At 69.0% G+C, this 15,585-nt stretch carries 14 protein-coding genes; 4 read left to right on the plus strand and 10 right to left on the minus strand.

Features of this window, described 5'->3' with window-relative positions; all coding sequences use genetic code 11:
• Nucleotides 1-100: 100 nt before the first annotated feature.
• Nucleotides 101-2,389 carry a penicillin-binding protein 1A gene (locus tag ACODTB_RS16310; protein ID WP_291116392.1) on the plus strand — a complete coding sequence of 763 codons (2,289 nt, stop codon included), beginning with the start codon at nucleotides 101-103 and terminating at the stop codon, nucleotides 2,387-2,389.
• A 293-nt stretch (nucleotides 2,390-2,682) separates the two neighbouring features.
• On the opposite strand, the gene minE is transcribed toward ACODTB_RS16310, so the two are convergent.
• The 6 genes from minE to ACODTB_RS16340 form a co-directional block, all read right to left on the minus strand.
• Complete coding sequence (gene minE, locus ACODTB_RS16315) at nucleotides 2,683-2,943, minus strand: cell division topological specificity factor MinE (RefSeq protein WP_204735402.1); 261 nt, start codon at nucleotides 2,941-2,943, stop codon at nucleotides 2,683-2,685.
• A gap of 3 nt (nucleotides 2,944-2,946) precedes the next feature.
• On the minus strand, nucleotides 2,947-3,762 hold the full coding sequence (gene minD / locus ACODTB_RS16320; protein WP_291116397.1) for a septum site-determining protein MinD: 816 nt from the start codon (nucleotides 3,760-3,762) through the stop codon (nucleotides 2,947-2,949).
• Nucleotides 3,763-3,797: 35 nt separating this feature from the next.
• Complete coding sequence (gene minC / locus ACODTB_RS16325; protein WP_291116400.1) at nucleotides 3,798-4,565, minus strand: septum site-determining protein MinC; 768 nt, start codon at nucleotides 4,563-4,565, stop codon at nucleotides 3,798-3,800.
• A 410-nt stretch (nucleotides 4,566-4,975) separates the two neighbouring features.
• Nucleotides 4,976-5,581 (minus strand): Spy/CpxP family protein refolding chaperone, encoded by a 606-nt coding sequence (locus ACODTB_RS16330; RefSeq protein WP_291116403.1) that lies wholly within the window; start codon nucleotides 5,579-5,581, stop codon nucleotides 4,976-4,978.
• A gap of 64 nt (nucleotides 5,582-5,645) precedes the next feature.
• Entirely contained in the window at nucleotides 5,646-6,200 is a 555-nt protein-coding gene (gene cueR, locus ACODTB_RS16335) for a Cu(I)-responsive transcriptional regulator (RefSeq protein WP_366833409.1), read from the minus strand.
• Between the two features lie 4 nt (nucleotides 6,201-6,204).
• Complete coding sequence (locus ACODTB_RS16340; protein ID WP_291116405.1) at nucleotides 6,205-6,402, minus strand: cation transporter; 198 nt, start codon at nucleotides 6,400-6,402, stop codon at nucleotides 6,205-6,207.
• A 141-nt stretch (nucleotides 6,403-6,543) separates the two neighbouring features.
• Between ACODTB_RS16340 and ACODTB_RS16345 the strand changes: the two genes are divergently transcribed.
• Nucleotides 6,544-8,868, plus strand: coding sequence for a heavy metal translocating P-type ATPase (locus ACODTB_RS16345; RefSeq protein ID WP_291116408.1), 2,325 nt, complete (start codon nucleotides 6,544-6,546; stop codon nucleotides 8,866-8,868).
• Nucleotides 8,869-8,955: 87 nt separating this feature from the next.
• Nucleotides 8,956-9,558, plus strand: a complete 603-nt coding sequence (locus ACODTB_RS16350; protein WP_291116411.1) for a hemerythrin domain-containing protein — start codon at nucleotides 8,956-8,958, stop codon at nucleotides 9,556-9,558.
• Here ACODTB_RS16350 and ACODTB_RS16355 read toward each other — a convergent pair.
• Nucleotides 9,555-10,907, minus strand: a complete 1,353-nt coding sequence (locus ACODTB_RS16355; RefSeq protein WP_291116414.1) for a transaminase — start codon at nucleotides 10,905-10,907, stop codon at nucleotides 9,555-9,557. The two genes, ACODTB_RS16350 and ACODTB_RS16355, sit on opposite strands and share 4 nt — an antisense overlap.
• Before the next feature lie 118 nt (nucleotides 10,908-11,025).
• Between ACODTB_RS16355 and ACODTB_RS16360 the strand changes: the two genes are divergently transcribed.
• The gene (locus ACODTB_RS16360) at nucleotides 11,026-12,246 is read left to right on the plus strand and encodes a YbfB/YjiJ family MFS transporter (protein WP_488929483.1); all 1,221 of its coding nucleotides are present in this window, start codon (nucleotides 11,026-11,028) and stop codon (nucleotides 12,244-12,246) included.
• 98 nt (nucleotides 12,247-12,344) lie between these two features.
• On the opposite strand, the gene gstA is transcribed toward ACODTB_RS16360, so the two are convergent.
• The 3 genes from gstA to ACODTB_RS16375 form a co-directional block, all read right to left on the minus strand.
• Complete coding sequence (gene gstA / locus ACODTB_RS16365; protein WP_291116420.1) at nucleotides 12,345-12,950, minus strand: glutathione transferase GstA; 606 nt, start codon at nucleotides 12,948-12,950, stop codon at nucleotides 12,345-12,347.
• 68 nt (nucleotides 12,951-13,018) lie between these two features.
• Nucleotides 13,019-14,773, minus strand: coding sequence for an ATP-binding response regulator (locus ACODTB_RS16370; protein WP_291116423.1), 1,755 nt, complete (start codon nucleotides 14,771-14,773; stop codon nucleotides 13,019-13,021).
• Nucleotides 14,770-15,456 (minus strand): response regulator transcription factor, encoded by a 687-nt coding sequence (locus tag ACODTB_RS16375; protein WP_291116426.1) that lies wholly within the window; start codon nucleotides 15,454-15,456, stop codon nucleotides 14,770-14,772. Before ACODTB_RS16375 ends, ACODTB_RS16370 begins: the two co-directional genes overlap by 4 nt.
• Nucleotides 15,457-15,585 lie beyond the last annotated feature (129 nt).

Genomic DNA, 15,585 nt, shown 5'->3' on the forward strand with positions numbered 1-15,585 from the left:
CCGCGCGCGCACCGGCACACCGAAGGGGCAGACTGCCGACGCAGTCGAAACTCTCAGGTAAAAGGACAGGGGGAGAGGCGCTTTCACCCGAGCCTTGCCCATGTTCCCCTTTCGAACCCCCTTCGCGGTCCGGTTCTTCGCCGCGCTGGCCCTTGGCCTGTGCGTCGGCGTTGCCCTCGGCGCCGCTCATGCCTTGCACCGCCTGTGGCAGCAGCTGCCCGAGGTCGGTCACCTGGCCCACTACGAACCGATGCTGCCCATGCGCATCCACGCCAGGGACGGCAGCCTGCTCGCCGAGTACGGCGAAGAACGGCGGGAGTTCGTGCCGATCGAGCGCATCCCGTTGCGCATGCAGCAGGCCTTGCTGGCCATCGAGGATGCGCGGTTCCATGAACACGGGGCGGTGGACTACGCGGGCCTCGTGCGCGCGGCGCTCGGCAACCTTGTGGCCGGTGGGCATGCGCAAGGTGGCAGCACCATCTCCATGCAGGTCGCGCGGGTCTTCTTCCTGAGCCGGGAGAAGACCTACCGGCGCAAGATCATGGAGATCATGCTGGCCTACAAGCTCGAGTCGGTCTACAGCAAGAACAAGATTCTGGAGCTGTACATGAACCAGATCTACCTGGGCGAACGGGCCTACGGTTTCGCGGCGGCCGCATCGGTCTACTTCGACAAGACGCTCGACCAGCTCAGCGTCGCCGAGGCGGCCATGCTGGCCGGCTTGCCCAAGGCGCCCTCCGCCTACAACCCGGTCGCCAACCGCGAGCGCGCCACCGTTCGCCAGCAGCACATTCTCAAGCGCATGCGCGAGTTGGGCTACCTCGATGAGCAGGCCTATGAGCAGGCCCGCGCCGAGCCCTTGACCCTGGCGCTGAACCACCCGTCGACCGACCCGGCATCGGCCTACGCGGTCGAACAGGTTCGCAAGATGCTGGTGGAGCGCTATGGGGACGAGGCCTACTCGCGGGGCCTGGATGTGACCACCACCATCCGCGTGGCCGAGCAGCGCGCCGCCACCCATGCCTTGCGCGCCGGCCTGTTGAATGCACAACACCAGCGCGGCCCTGCGGGGCCGGAAGGCCATCTGAAGCAAGCCGTGCAGGCCGACGACCTGGCCGGCATCCGCCGGGCCCTCGCGCCCTACCGGGACAGTGGTGCCTTGCGCGTGGCCACCGTGCTGGAAGCCTCCGCCTCCGCCGGCATCACGGCCGTCCTGCGCGACGGCACCGTGGTTCGCATTGCACGCCACACGCTGAGCCCGGGCAGCAGCGCGCTGCTCAAGCCCGACGCACCCGCGCACAGGCGCATCGAACCGGGCGCCGTCGTTCGTGTCGTGGCCGACACGGCCGGGCGCTGGCGGCTGACACAGCTGCCGCAGATGCAGGGCGCGCTGGTGTCCATCGATGCGAGGTCGGGTGAGATCCTGGCGCTGGCCGGTGGCTTCGACTTCGCGTTCAACCAGTTCGACCACGCGGTGCAGGCGGTGCGCCAGCCGGGATCGACCTTCAAGCCCTTCGTGTTTTCCGCTGCGCTGGAAAAGGGTTATTTCCCCGGCACCCTGGTCGACGACACGCAGCGGCTGGTCACGCCATCGGCGCGTGGCCGCAAAGCCTGGCGGCCGCGCAACTACGGCAACCAGTACGAAGGTTTCATCACGGCCCGGCGGGCCCTGGCACGTTCGAAGAACGTGGTGGCGGTCAACCTCATGGACGCTGCCGGCGCGGAATATGTGCAGCAGTTCGCCACCCGTTTCGGTTTCGCGGCCGAGCTCAATCCCCCGATCCTGCCGCTGGCGCTGGGCGCGGGCGCGGTGACCCCGCTGCAGCTCACCGAGGCCTACGCGGTGTTCGCCAACGAAGGAGAGCGGGTCGAGTCCCGCCTGGTGCTCAAGGTCAGCGAGCGCGGCGGTGCGGTGCTCTACGAAGCGCCGCCGGTGTCGCCCCGCGGCCAGGTGATCTCCCCACGCAATGCCTTTGTGATGGACAGCATGTTGCGTGACGTGGTGCGGCACGGCACGGGGCGGCGCGCGAGCGCACTCGGGCGCGAGGACACGGCCGGCAAGACCGGCACGTCCAACGACGCGCGCGATGCCTGGTTCGCCGGTTATTCATCGGGCGTCGCTTCGGTGGTGTGGATCGGGTACGACCAGTCGCGCAGCCTGGGCAACGCCACCGGGGGAAGCCTGGCATTGCCCGTCTGGACGGAGTACATGAAGGTCGCCGTCGCCAAGCGGCCCGCGCAGGAGCGCCGCATGCCGCCGGACCTGGTGCCATGGGGCGATGACTATGTCTACCCGGAATCCCTGGATGGACCCTGCACTGTCGAGCCCCACACCTTCATCCAGAGCCTGTTCGAATGCCGCAGCGGCATCCCGGCCCCGGGGGAATGAAAAAGCGGCGTTGCTCGGCCCCGATTTGCCCCACAAACAGGCCCAGAGGAGAAGCCAGACAAGCTGGAAACCGCGTCCTTGCACCATTCCAGCAAGAACATAGCAGCGCCGCGAAACCCGGGATGGGTGCGGCTCTTGCACCGCATCACGCCGGCAAGCCGGCGCCACCCCAAGACTTGGAGTCTAGGAACTGGTGGATGTTCCGCACACCGGCGGCATAGAGCGGGTGGAAGACGGCCCGAGATGGGGCATCGAAGGTACGAACTGCAGAGGCGGGCGCAGCCCGCCACCGATCACTTGCGGTCGGGCAACTCGATCTTGACCTCGAGCACGTCCAGGTTGTCCTGGCGGTCGAGCTGGACCTTGATGTCGTCCGGGTTGATCTTGATGTACTTGCCGATCACCGCGACCAGCTCGCGCTGCAGCGCAGGCAGGTAGTCGGGCTCGGAAGCGCTGCGCCCGCTGCGCTCGTGCGCCAGGATGATCTGCAGGCGCTCCTTGGCGACGCTGGCGGTTTTCTTCTTTTCACCCAGCAGGAAAGACAGGATCGACATGCCTTACTTCCCTCCGAACAGGCGCTTGAAGAAGCCCACTTTTTCGGCTTCGATGAAGCGCAGCGGTTTGTCGGCGCCGAGGAAACGGTCGATCACGTCGCTGTAGGCCTCGGCCACGTCCGTGCCCTTGAGGTGGATGGCCGGCATGCCCTGGTTGGAGGCGGTCAGCACGCTTTCGCTTTCCGGGATCACGCCGATCAGCTTGATGCGCAGGATGTCCTGGATGTCGCTGAGCGAGAGCATCTGGCCATCGGCCACGCGGCCCGGGTTGTAGCGCGTGATCAGCAGGTGTTCCTTGATCGGCTCCTTGCCCTCGATGGCACGCTGCGTCTTGCTGCCCAGCATGCCCAGGATGCGGTCGGAGTCGCGCACGCTGGAGACCTCGGGGTTGGTCACCACCAGCGCCTCATCGGCGTAGTGCATGGCCATGAGCGCACCGGTCTCGATGCCGGCGGGCGAGTCGCAGATGATGTACTCGAAGCCCATGGCCGACAGGTCGGTCAGCACCTTGTGCACGCCTTCCTGGCTCAGGGCGTCCTTGTCGCGCGTCTGGCTGGCGGCCAGCACGAACAGGTTGTCGCACTGCTTGTCCTTGATCAGGGCCTGGTTCAGGTTGGCCTCGCCCTGGATGACGTTGATCAGGTCGTACACCACGCGGCGCTCGCAGCCCATGATGAGGTCCAGGTTGCGCAGGCCCACGTCGAAATCGATGACGGCGGTCTTGTGGCCGCGCAGGGCCAGGCCCGAGGCGAAGCTGGCGCTGGTGGTGGTCTTGCCCACGCCGCCCTTGCCGGAGGTGACGACAACAATCTTGGTCATGGTGAAAGTCCTTCGATTCGAATAAGGGGTGAGACTCAGGCGCCGATGGCGTCGATCACGAGTTTGTCGCCATCGGGGCCGGGCACCAGGCGCACCTGCGCGGTCTTGCCCTGGACCGATTCGGGCAGGGCCACTTCGCTGGTGCGGTAGATGCCGGCGATGGAAATGAGTTCTGGCGCCATGGACAGCGCGAAGATGCGCGCCTCCCCGTAGCCGCGCGCACCGGCGATGGCCTTGCCACGCAGCGGCGCGTACACGTGGATGTTGCCGTCGGCGATCACCTCGGCACCCGGGTTGACCATGGCCATGACCACCAGATCGCGGCCGCGTGCATAGACCTGCTGGCCCGAGCGCAGGGGCTTGTCGATCACCAGGGCACCGGGCACGGGCATCGGCTGGGGCGCGGCCACGGGTTCCGGCGAGGCGGTCTCGGTCGGCGCCGCCGACGGGGCGGCCCGTTGCACGGTGGCGTCGGGCGCGGGCGTGAGGCCGGCGGCGACGGCCAGCGCGGTCTGTTCGATGGTGCCGCCGCGCACGGCCAGGGGTGTGAGGCGGTGCTGGCGCAGCAGGGTCTGCAGCGCGCCGAAGTCGGGCAGGGCATGGGCCTCGGCCACGTTCAAAGGGTGCAGGTCGATGACCACTGGATCGTGGTCGAAGAAGTCGGGCATGTCGCCAAAACGCTGGGCGAACTCCTGCGCCAGGAGATCCAGGTTGGACGACTTGAGCATCAGGGCCACCAAAGGCAGGTGGGCACTCTTGATTTCGAAGGTGGCGGGCGCGTTTCCTGCGAGGGCGACAGACATGGGCGAAACAGATCCAAAAACGGGCCAGCCGCAGGAACGCCGGGTCGGCAGGTCTGGCTGTGAAGCGGCGCATCTTACCAGCCGGGTTGACGGGTTTCGGCCCGGGAAGGTGTGCAGGTGTCAGGGCATGTTTCAGCAACCGATGAGCGGGTTTTGCACAAACCTGTGAATAATTTTTTAACAACGCGCTAGTTATCCACAGAGAAGTGGGTAACTGCCTGGTTATCCCCGTTTCGAGCTTCAAGGAACCGCGCCCTTCACACAGGCTTCTGAGTGAGCCAAGTCCTTGATCCAGCAAGAAAAAGGGCGCTTTTCCACACTGGACAGCGCCCTCTACTACTACTGCTATTTTGTATTTAAAGATTTAGAAGAATAGTGGAACGGGAACCCGGCTCGGTCCGGGTGCCTGGTCAGGCCGGCTTTTTCACGCTCGGTTGCTCGCCGTGGTGCCGGTGTTCACCCCGATGGCCGCGGTGCATGCCGGCACGCTGGAAGCCGCCCAGGTGTTTTGAATCAAACACTTTTTGTTGATCGGCGTTCAAAACCGCATAGAAGCTCTTGATCGCGTCGACGCGTTTGGCCATCGCGGCATCGCGCTCGGCTTTCAGGGCCTGCATCTTGTCCAGGCGCTGCGGCGTGGTCAGCTTGGACCAGTCTTCCCGGGTGCCTTGGCGCGGCATGGCGCCAGCCTGAGGCTGCGTGCGGGCAATGAACGCATTCCAGGCCGGTTCCTGTTCGGGGGTGAGCTTGAGCTCGGCCTTGAGGGCCGCTTGGCGCTCGGCCATGTGCTTCTGCATCTGGGCGTGGTGTTCGGCGCGTTTCTGGTCGCGCTGCTCGGCGGTGGGTTTGACGGCCGGCTTGGCCGCCGTGTCGGCCTGGGCCACGACGGTGACGGTGTCGGCCGCCAGGGCCGTGGGGTGCAGGGCCGAGGCCTGCACCAGGGCGGTGGCAAAGGTGCCCACCAGGGCGGTGGCCAGGGTGGTGGCGATCAGCGCGCGTTTCGGAAGCGATTTCATGAGGACTCCTGGTGTCTGTTGAGGATGGATCTCCACAGGACAGGTGTCGGGCTGCGGAGTGGTTTCAGTGTCTGGCGCGCGTGTTTCCACCCCGTGCCGCCGATGTGGCGGGTTTGTAAAGTTTTGTGCTGCTTTTTGCAGCAACTGTGCAAGCGGGGTGGCTCAGGTCGTCGAGGATGGGACAGTCGGGTCGGTCGTCGCCAGGGCACAGGTGCAGCAGCTGGTCCAGCGTGCGCTGCATGGCCTGCAGGGCTTCGATGCGCTGGGCCAGTTCGTTCAGGTGTTTCTGTGTGATGCGCTTGACGCTGGCGCTGCTGCGCCGGCGGTTGTGCCAGAGGCTCACGAGTTCGGTGATGGCATCCAGGCCGAAGCCCATGTCGCGCGCGCGGCGGATGAAGCGCAGCGTGTGCACGTCAGCCAGGCTGTACTGGCGGTAGTTGCTGTCGGTGCGGGGCACGGGCGTGAGCAGGCCCAGGCTTTCGTAGTGGCGCAGCATCTTGGGCGAGATGCCGCTGAGTTGCGCGGCCTTGCCGATGCTGACCGGCCAATGGATCAGCGCGTCGCCCGGGTCTTGCTCGCCAGTGGGAGCCAGCGCGTGCAGAAGGCGGTCGGTGGCCATGGGGTCAGGCCGCCACTTGGTAGCCTTCTTCGCGGATCGCTTCGGCCAGGGCTTCGCGCGACTGTGTGCTGTTCACCTCGACGCGGTTCTGGCCGCGGTCGATGTGGACTTCGGCCTGGGGATCGAGCAGCTTGATGGCGGCGGTCACGGACTTTTCGCAGTGGCCGCAGGTCATGCCGTGCACATCGAGGACTTGTTTCATGGTGTCTTTCTTCAATGGTGGATGGAACATGAAGCCATTGTGATCCTTGACATGGTGTCAAGGTCAAGCGGTGGCTGCGCTGTCACAGTTCGCTACAAGCGCGGTTGACCTTCCCATGGTGGTAAAGCTTATGCTGACTCCATGAACACGATCGCTGCCTCCTCCAACGCTGGTGCCACCTTCTCGACCTATCCACTGACCCAGATCGATCTGGGTGTGGGCGGCATGACCTGCGCCTCGTGCGTGACGCGGGTCGAGAAGGCCTTGCGCAAGCAACCGGGCGTGAGCGACGCCACCGTGAACCTGGCCACCGAGTCGGCGCGCGTCACGCTCAGTGGCGTGGACGAGGCCGAATCGCTGGCGCGCATCAAGCGCGCCGTGCGCGACGCGGGTTACGAGCCGCGCACGCTGGATGCCCTGGACGAGGAGGACACCGAGCGCGTGATGGGCGTGCCGCGCGACCTGCTGCCGGTGCTGATGGGTGTGCTGCTCTCGACGCCACTGGTGCTGCCCATGGTGGGAGACCTGTTCGGCCAGCACTGGATGCTGCCGGCCTGGATCCAGTTCCTGCTGGCCACGCCGGTGCAGTTCGTGCTGGGCGCGCGTTTCTACCGCGCCGGCTGGCACGCGCTCAGGGCGCGCACTGGCAACATGGAACTGCTGGTGGCGATCGGCACCACGGCGGGCTGGGCGCTGTCGACCTGGCTGTGGTGGCGCGCCGAAGCGGGCGAGGTGCCGCACCTGTACTACGAGGCCTCGGCGGTGGTGATCACGCTGGTGCTGCTGGGCAAGTGGCTGGAGGCGCGCGCCAAGCGCCAGACCACCACCGCCATCCGTGCGCTGCACGCGCTGCGACCCGAGCGAGCCCATCTGTTGCCCGATGGCATCCGCCGCACCGAGACCACCGACGTGGCGGTGGACGAACTGTTGCCTGGCGATGTGATCCGCGTGTTGCCGGGTGAGCGCTTCGCGGCCGACGGCACGGTGGTCCAGGGCCACACCCAGGCCGACGAATCCATGCTGACCGGCGAGTCCCTGCCGGTGTCCAAGGACGTGGGCGACGGCGTGACCGGGGGCTCGCTCAACGGCGAGGGCGCGGTGGACGTGCGGGTGCGCGCGGTCGGCGCGCAAAGCGTGCTGGCCCAGATCATCGGCCTGGTGCAGGACGCTCAAGCCGCCAAGGCACCGGTGCAGCGCATGGTGGACCAGGTGGCGGCCGTGTTCGTGCCGGTGGTTCTGGTGATCGCGCTGGTCACGCTGCTGGGCTGGCTGGGGACCGGTGCACCGATGGAAGAGGCCTTGCTGCACGCGGTGGCGGTGCTGGTGATCGCCTGCCCCTGTGCACTGGGTCTGGCCACACCGGCGGCCATCATGGCCGGCACCGGTGTGGCTGCGCAGCATGGCATCCTGATCAAGGACGCGCAGGCGCTGGAGATTGCGCACAAGGTGGACACGGTGGCTTTTGACAAGACGGGCACGCTGACCGAAGGCCACCCGCGCCTGACGGTGATCGAAGCCGCACCGGGCGTGGACGAGATCGCCGTGCTGCAGGTGGCGGCGGCGCTGCAGGCGCAGAGCGCGCACCCGCTGGCGCGCGCGGTGCTGGAGGCCGCGGCCTCCAGGTCCATCGAGGTGGCATCGGACGCCGCGCAGGACGTGCAGACGGTCTCGGGCCGGGGCAGCCAGGGCCGCGTCAACGGCGCGCTGCTGGCCCTGGGCAGCCTGCGCTGGATGGGTGAGCTCGGCGCGAAGCTGGGCCCGCTGGACGAGCGCGCCAAGGCCTTGCAGGCCGAGGGTGCGACGGTGTCGGTGCTGGCCAGCCAGACGCCGGGTGATGCGGCCTCGGCCGCCACCTGGGCACCCCTGGCCCTGCTGGCCTTCGGCGACGAGCCCAAGGCCGGCGCGGCCGAGGCGATCGCCGGCCTGCGGTCGCAGGGCATGCGGCTGTTCATGGTCTCGGGCGACAACCGCGGCGCAGCCTTGGCCATGGCCTCGCGGCTGGGCCTGCGCGCGGACCACGACGAGGTGATCGCCGAGGTGCTGCCGGGCGACAAGGCGACGGTGGTGCGCAAGTTGCGCGCGGCCGTGGTGGGCGACCGCCTGCACACCGTGGCCATGGTGGGCGATGGCGTGAACGACGCGCCCGCGCTGGCCGCCGCCGACGTGGGCATGGCCATGAGCCACAGCCAGGGCGCCAGTGCCGATGTGGCCATGCACGCGGCCGGCATCACGCTCATGCGCGGCGACCCGCTGCTGGTGGCGGCGGCGCTGGACATCTCGCGCCGCACGGTGCGCAAGATCCGGCAGAACCTGTTCTGGGCCTTCGCCTACAACGTGGCCGGCATCCCGCTGGCCGCACTGGGCTTTCTCAGCCCGGTGGTGGCGGGCGCGGCCATGGCCCTGAGCTCAGTGAGCGTGGTCAGCAACGCGCTGCTGCTCAAGCGCTGGAAGCCGCCGCAGCGCTGAGCCCGCGCTCAAGGCTTGATGCACGTCAAGGCGCGCGCGCGGCCGCCGCGCGATGCTCGGGGCTCCTGCAGGAGGAGGAGACTTCCCATGACGACGACACACGACGCCGTGCGCGTGATCCTTGACGAGCACGCCAGCCTGAGTGCGATGCTGACCACGCTGTCGCAGATGGTGCGGCTCGGCCCCGATGCGTCCGGCGCGGGCGGCCCCGAGCGTTACTTCGACGTGCTGCGCGCGATGCTGTTCTACATCGACGCCTTCCCCGAGAAGAACCACCACCCCAAGGAGTCCAACCTGCTGTTCCCGCGCCTGGCGCGCGCGGCGCCGCAGCTGATGCCAACCATCGAACAGCTCGAGCGCGACCACATGAGCGGCGAGATGAGGGTGCGCGAACTGATGCACCTGCTGATGGCCTGGGAGTACATGGGTGACCTGCACCGCCCGGCGTTTGAAGCCGAGGCGCAGCGCTACGTGGCGTTTTATCTGGATCACATGCGGCTGGAAGAAACCGCCCTGCTGCCGGCGGCCGAGAAGGTGTTGACCGAGGCGGACTGGACCGTGCTGGACGAGGCCTTCACCCGGCACACCGACCCATTGAACCCGCGCAGGCCGCGCGACCCGCAGTTCGACCGGCTGTTCACCCGCATCGTGCTGCGCGCGCCCGCGCCGCTGGGGCTGGGTGAGGCTTAGGCCGCGAGCGCGTTCAGCAGCGCGTCGAAGACCTGCAGCAGTTGGTCCACGTCCTGAGCCGTGGTGGCGGGCGAGACCAGCATCATGCTGTGGAAAGGCGTGAGCAGCACGCCCCGGTTGAGCATGAAGAGGTGGGTGAGGGCTTCGAGTCCGGCTTGGGCGTGGTCGCGCACGTCCTGCGCGTCGCGCGGGGTGTGCGGCATGAACTGCAGTTCCATGCGCGCACCCAGGCGCGTCACCGTCCAGGGTTTGGCGGCCCGGGCGATGCGATCGCGCAGGCCGGCTTCGAGCCGTTCGGCCAGCGCCAGCATGGGGGTGTAGCTGGCGTCGGTATGCAGGTGGGTGAGCGCGGCCTGCAGCGCGGCGAGGGTGAGCGCATTGCCCGAGAGCGTGGTGCCGATGCCGCTGTGGCCTTCGGGCGCGGCGTCCTTGGCGTGGGCCATCCGGTCGGCCATCTCGGCGGTGAAGCCATAGACCGCGCAGGGCAGGCCGCCGGCCACCGCCTTGCCGACCACCAGGAAATCAGGTTCCAGCGCGTGGGCCCGCGCGTAGCCGCCCAGCGCGGTGGAGATGGTGTGGGTTTCGTCGCACACGAACAGCGCGCCGTGCCGGCGGCACAGGTCGCGCGCCGCGTCCCAGAAGCCGGGCGCGGGTGGCACCAGACCGAAGTTGGTGAGCGCGGGCTCGGCCAGCAGGCAGGCCGCATCGCCCTGGGCCAGCGCGGCCTCGAGCGCGGGCAGGTCGTTGAAGGGCACGACGCGCGTGAAGGCCGCGTGGTTGTGGACCTGGCCGAGCACCGAGGGGCGCGGCAGCGTGCGCCCGGTCGCGGGGTCGAGGTCCACCAGGGTGTCGTCCACCGCGCCGTGGTAGCAGCCGTCGAACACCAGCAGCTGCGGCCGCTGAGTGATCGCGCGCGCCCAGCGCAGCACGAAGCGGTTGGCATCGCTGGCGGTCAGCGCCAGCTGCCACATCGGCAGGCCGAACACGCGCGCGAGACCTTCGCCCACCGCCACCGCGTTGGCCGCCGGCAGCATGCAGGTGAGGCCTTGCGCGGCCTGCTGTGCGATGGCCTGGGCCAGCGGTGCCGGGCTGTGGCCGAACATGGCGCCGGTGTCGCCGAGGCAGAAGTCGGTGTGCCGCAGGCCGTCCACGCAGGTGAGCGAGGCGCCTTGCGCCTCGCTCACGAACAGCGCGGCGGGGCTGGGCCAGTCGCGCATCCAGTGCAGGGGCACGCCGAACAGGTAGTGGGCCCGCGCGGCCTGGGCGAGTGCCAGGGATTGCGGGTGCGTGGCGATGAAACGTTCGCGTTCGGCTTGCTGGAGCGCGGCGATGTGTCGAGGGTCGGGCATGGTGCCAGCTTAAGCGCGGTGGCGCGTGTGTGGGCCGCTGCGTGGCAGTGGACATTTCGTTGCGCGCCGAATTGGCACCGGCGCCGTTGGGCACCGCTTGAACCACAATGGCCCAGCCATGAACCCACGCACCGAACCCGTCTCCCTCACCGATGTGCCCGATACCACACCCTACGTGCGGCTTGCGCTGGCGCTCTCGCTCGGTGCGGCGGTGTCGCTGGGCATCACGCGCTTCGCCTACGGCCTGCTGCTGCCGCCGATGCGCGAGGACCTGGGCTGGAGCTACACGCTGGCCGGCGCGATGAACACCTTCAACGCGCTGGGCTACCTGATCGGCGCGCTGGCCACGCCCTGGCTGATGCGGCGCTTCTCACCCACCGGCCTGCTGCTGTCGGGCTCGCTGCTGGCCTCGCTGTTCATGGGTCTGAGCGGCTTCTTCACGGCCGCCGCGCCGCTGCTTGCGCAGCGCCTGCTGGCGGGCGTGGCGAGTGCGGTGGTGTTCATCGTGGGCGGTCTGCTGGCTGCGCGGCTGGGCGCGCGCCAGCCGGGGCGCAGCGGCTTTCTGCTGGGCCTGTACTACGGCGGAACGGGACTGGGCATCGTGGTCTCGGCGCTGGGCGTGCCGCCCGTGCTGGCGGCGGCGGCGCCGCCGCATGCCTGGGCCTGGGCCTGGTGGGGGTTGGCGCTGGTCTGCCTGCTGGCCACCGCGCTCATGGCCTGGCCTGCGCGCGTGCTGGCGGCGCATGCCGCGCCGTCGGCCGGCACACAGGCGGGCCACGGGCGCGTGTTCCGAGCGCGCGACTTCGTTTTCTCGCTCGCGGGTTACACGGGGTTCGGCGTGGGCTACATCGGCTACATGACCTTCGTGATCGCCTTGCTGCGCGAGCAGGGTGGGTCGTCCGGCTCGATCACGCTGTTCTATGCCCTGCTCGGCGTGGCGGTGGTGGCTTCGTCGCGCATCTGGGCCGGCCTGCTGGACCGCCACCGCAACGGCCAGGCGCTGGCGCGGCTCAACGCTTTGCTGGGCGTGGCGGCCATCGTGCCGGCGCTCACCAGCAGCTGGCCGCTGGTGCTGGCCTCGGGCCTGGTGTTCGGCGGGGTGTTCCTGTCGGTGGTGGCCTCGACCACCGCGCTGGTGCGGCACAACCTGCCGCCCGCGCAGTGGGCTGCGGGCATCAGCGCCTTCACCATCGTGTTCGCGGTCGGCCAGATCGTCGGCCCCACGGTGGTGGGTTTCATCGCCGACGGCCCCGGCGGCCTGGCGCGCGGCCTGGTGTTCTCGGCCGTCGCGCTCTGGCTGGGCGCGGCGCTGGCGATGAAGCAAAAAGCGCTGATGTGAGAAGGCGCCGTCCAGAGTGCCCGCGGAACCGGCTTTGCCGGGCCGCCAGGCACGCCCCCTGGAGGGGGTGACGCCGCAGGCGGCGCGGGGGTGTTTTCTTAAATCAGGCCTTCTGCCTTCATCGCGGCCTGCACGGCCGGCCGGGCACCCACGCGGGCGCGGTAGGCCGTGAGGTTGGCCAGGCCGGTGATGTCCACACCCACGCGCGGCGCCCAGTTGGTGACGGTGAACAGGTAACCGTCGGCCACGCTGAAGTCGTTGCCCATCAGGTACTGCTTGCCGGCGAGCTGGCTGTCGACCCACTTCAGGCGCTGGCCCAGCTTGTCCTTGGTGGCGGTCTTCACCTCGTCGGGCGTGGCTGGGTTGAACAACGGCGAGAAGCTCTTGTGCACTTCGGTGCCGATGAAGTTCAGCCAGGATTGCATCTGGTAGCGCGCCAGCGTGCCGTTGGCCGGGGCGAGGTTCTTCTGCGGCACCTGGTCGGCGATGTACTGCACGATGGCCGGGCCTTCACGCAGGCGCTCGCCGCCGTCGAGTTCGAGCAGCGGCACATAGCCCAGCGGGTTGATGGTGTAGTAGTCGGTGCCGTCGGGCAGCTGGTGGGTCTTGGTGGGCGCGGGCACGGCCTCGAAGGCCAGGCCGGCTTCGTGCAGAGCGATGTGCGGGGAGAGCGAGCAGGCGCCGGGGGAGTAGTAGAGCTTCATGTGTGATCGTCCTCAGGAAGGTGCCGCCGGATGGCGGCGCCGGGGCAGATGCTATACCGGGGCCGGGCTCAACGGCGAAGAAGGGCCAGGGCCTGCAGCAGCCGCTCGGGATCGACCGGCTTGAACAGCACGGGTACGCCCGAGTCGCGCACGCGCTGCAGGCGATCGGGCGCGGTCTCGCCGGTGATCAGCAGCACGGGCAGCGCCTGGCCGAAACGCGCGCGCAGGCGCTGCGAAGCGGCCAGGCCGTCGGCGCCCTCGGCCAGGCGGTAGTCGCAGAGCAGGGCGTCGAAGGGCTCTTGCCGCGCGGCGGCGGCCTGCAGGGCGAGCGCGGCGCCGTCCTCGTCGCGCGCGGTCTCCGAGGCCACGCCCCAGGTCTGAAGGAAGGCACTCAGCGCATCGGTGATGTCGGCCTCGTCGTCGACCAGCAGCACGCGGCGTGGCAGCGCCTGGCTGGCCGCCAGGGTGGCTGGCCGGCGGTAGAGGGTGGGTTCGGGCGTGGGTTTGGCGCGGGGCACGGTGACGCGAAAGCGCGTGCCATGGCCGGGCCAGGAGCGCAGGCGCACCGGGTGGTCCAGCAACTGCGAGAGCCGGCGCACGATGGACAGGCCGATGCCCAGGCCGCGCGTGCGGTCGCGCCCCGGGTTGTCGACCTGGTAGAACTCGTCGAACACGCGGTCGGCGTGCTCGGGCGCGATGCCGATGCCGGTGTCCACCACGTCGATCCAGACCTGCGCGCCGCGCGGCCGCGCCACCACCAGCACGCCGCCGTGCGCGGTGTACTTGATGGCGTTCTCGATCAGGTTGCCCAGCAGGCGCTGCAGCAGGTGCGGGTCGGTGCGCACCCACACTGGCGTGGCGCGCAGGCGCAGCTGCAGTTCGCGCTCTTCCGCGCGCGAGGCGAGCGAGGGGTGCAGGGCCTGCAGCACGGTGCTGAGCGGCACGTCCTGCACATCGGCCTCGATCACGCCGGCGTCGAGCCGCGAGACGTCGAGCATGGTGTCCAGCGAGGTGCCCAGCGAATGCACCGCGCCCATGAGGCGCTGCGCGTGGGTGTGCGTGGGCTGGCCCTGCAGTTCCTTGTCGAGCACGGCGCCGAAGAGGGCGATGGCGTGCAGCGGCTGGCGCAGGTCGTGGCTGGCGGCGGCGAAGAAGCGCGTCTTCTCCTCGCTGGCGCGCTGGGTGGCGGCCATCTGCCCGGCGAGCTGCTCGGCCAGCGCCTCTTTCTCGAAGCGCATCTGCAGCGAGGCGGTGAGCAGCAGGTGCTGGCGGCGCGCGAAGTGCAGCATGGCGCCGGTGTAGATGCCGGCGCAGGCGGCCAGGAAGAGGTGCGTGGTGTCGCCGCGCCAGAGCAGGGCGGAGATCAGGCCGGCCATCATGGGCAGCACGAAGGCCAGCACCGAGGCCCAGCGTGGCGCCACCGACGGCACGCCGCCGCTGATGAGGCCGAGCATGATGAGCATGAGCAACGTGGTCATGGGCATGTCGTCGGCTGGCATGAACAGCCAGGGCGCCAGGCCCCAGGTGGCGCTGTAGTACAGCAGCTCGCGCCACTGCCGCCGGGCCCAGAACGCACTGCGCGCGGCGGCCTGGGGATCGCGGAAGTAGGCGTGGATGAGCGGGTAGCGCAGCACCTGGATGGTGTGCAGACCCAGCCACACGAAGACCAGGGGGTCGCGCAGCTGCCACCAGAACAGCGCGCACAGGGCCCAGGCGAGCACCGCGTCGGCGATGGTGGAACTCAGCGCAGTGGCGTACAGCGCGGCGACCTGCTCGCGCAGCACGCGCTGCTGCGTCAGGTCGCCGGTGTCCGGTTCCGTCACCGCAACAGGCTGATCAATTGGGCGCGCGACCTGACGCCGAACAGCAGCAGCAGCGCCGAGACGTGGTTCTTCACCGTGCCTTCGCTGAGGTGGGCGCGCTCGGCGATGTCGCGGTTGGACTGCCCTGCCAGCACCCATTCCAGCACCTGCACCTGGCGTTCGGTGAGCTGCAGCGATTCGCCGTCGGCGTTGCGCACGCTGCGCAGCACCGGCTCGGTGGGCGCGGCGGGTCCGGGCGCCGGCGTGGGGCCGAACAGGCCCAGCGAGCGGATGTAGCCGATGACCTCCTTGAGGTCGCCCGACTTGGCGAGGTAGGCGCGCGCGCCGCGCGAGAGGGCGTGGCGCATCAGGCCGGGGTCGTTCACGCCTGAAAGCACCACCACCGGCGCCTCGGGGAAGGCCTTGACGAAGGCGGTCAGGCCCGAGAGGCCGTGGGCGTCGGGCAGGTGCAGGTCCAGCAGCACCAGGCCGATGCGCTGCCGGTAGCGGCCGTACAGCTCCATCGCCTCCTGCAGGGTGCGCGATTCCAGCACCTTGATCTGGCGCCCGCTGTCGGTGGCGTGGGCCTGCACCAAGGTGAGCAGGCCCAGGCGCAGCAGGTCGTGGTCGTCCACCACCAGCAAGCCGGTGGCGCCGTGCGGGTCGGGCGCGGCGTGGGCGGGTGGGGCAACCAGGGCATGCATGGTGCGGGCATGTTAGGCGCTGGGGGCGCATCGCGGAAGTGACGAAAGTCACCCCGGCCGGTGGACACCGACGCCGCCGGTCAATTGGACTCATGGGCGGTACCGGCGGGGGGTATCTTCTGGCACCCT

This window comes from Hydrogenophaga sp. FG152 (assembly GCF_057809615.1).

Excerpts from the sequence above, each read along its gene's own strand:
- ACODTB_RS16355 (WP_291116414.1), bottom strand. The coding sequence starts at position 10,907 with ATGCCCGACCCTCGACACATCGCCGCGCTCCAGCAAGCCGAACGCGAA.
- ACODTB_RS16350 (WP_291116411.1), top strand. The coding sequence starts at position 8,956 with ATGACGACGACACACGACGCCGTGCGCGTGATCCTTGACGAGCACGCC.
- ACODTB_RS16375 (WP_291116426.1), bottom strand. The coding sequence starts at position 15,456 with ATGCATGCCCTGGTTGCCCCACCCGCCCACGCCGCGCCCGACCCGCAC.
- minD (WP_291116397.1), bottom strand. The coding sequence starts at position 3,762 with ATGACCAAGATTGTTGTCGTCACCTCCGGCAAGGGCGGCGTGGGCAAG.
- minC (WP_291116400.1), bottom strand. The coding sequence starts at position 4,565 with ATGTCTGTCGCCCTCGCAGGAAACGCGCCCGCCACCTTCGAAATCAAG.
- ACODTB_RS16340 (WP_291116405.1), bottom strand. The coding sequence starts at position 6,402 with ATGAAACAAGTCCTCGATGTGCACGGCATGACCTGCGGCCACTGCGAA.
- ACODTB_RS16310 (WP_291116392.1), top strand. The coding sequence starts at position 101 with ATGTTCCCCTTTCGAACCCCCTTCGCGGTCCGGTTCTTCGCCGCGCTG.
- gstA (WP_291116420.1), bottom strand. The coding sequence starts at position 12,950 with ATGAAGCTCTACTACTCCCCCGGCGCCTGCTCGCTCTCCCCGCACATC.
- cueR (WP_366833409.1), bottom strand. The coding sequence starts at position 6,200 with ATGGCCACCGACCGCCTTCTGCACGCGCTGGCTCCCACTGGCGAGCAA.
- ACODTB_RS16330 (WP_291116403.1), bottom strand. The coding sequence starts at position 5,581 with ATGAAATCGCTTCCGAAACGCGCGCTGATCGCCACCACCCTGGCCACC.
- ACODTB_RS16360 (WP_488929483.1), top strand. The coding sequence starts at position 11,026 with ATGAACCCACGCACCGAACCCGTCTCCCTCACCGATGTGCCCGATACC.
- minE (WP_204735402.1), bottom strand. The coding sequence starts at position 2,943 with ATGTCGATCCTGTCTTTCCTGCTGGGTGAAAAGAAGAAAACCGCCAGC.
- ACODTB_RS16345 (WP_291116408.1), top strand. The coding sequence starts at position 6,544 with ATGAACACGATCGCTGCCTCCTCCAACGCTGGTGCCACCTTCTCGACC.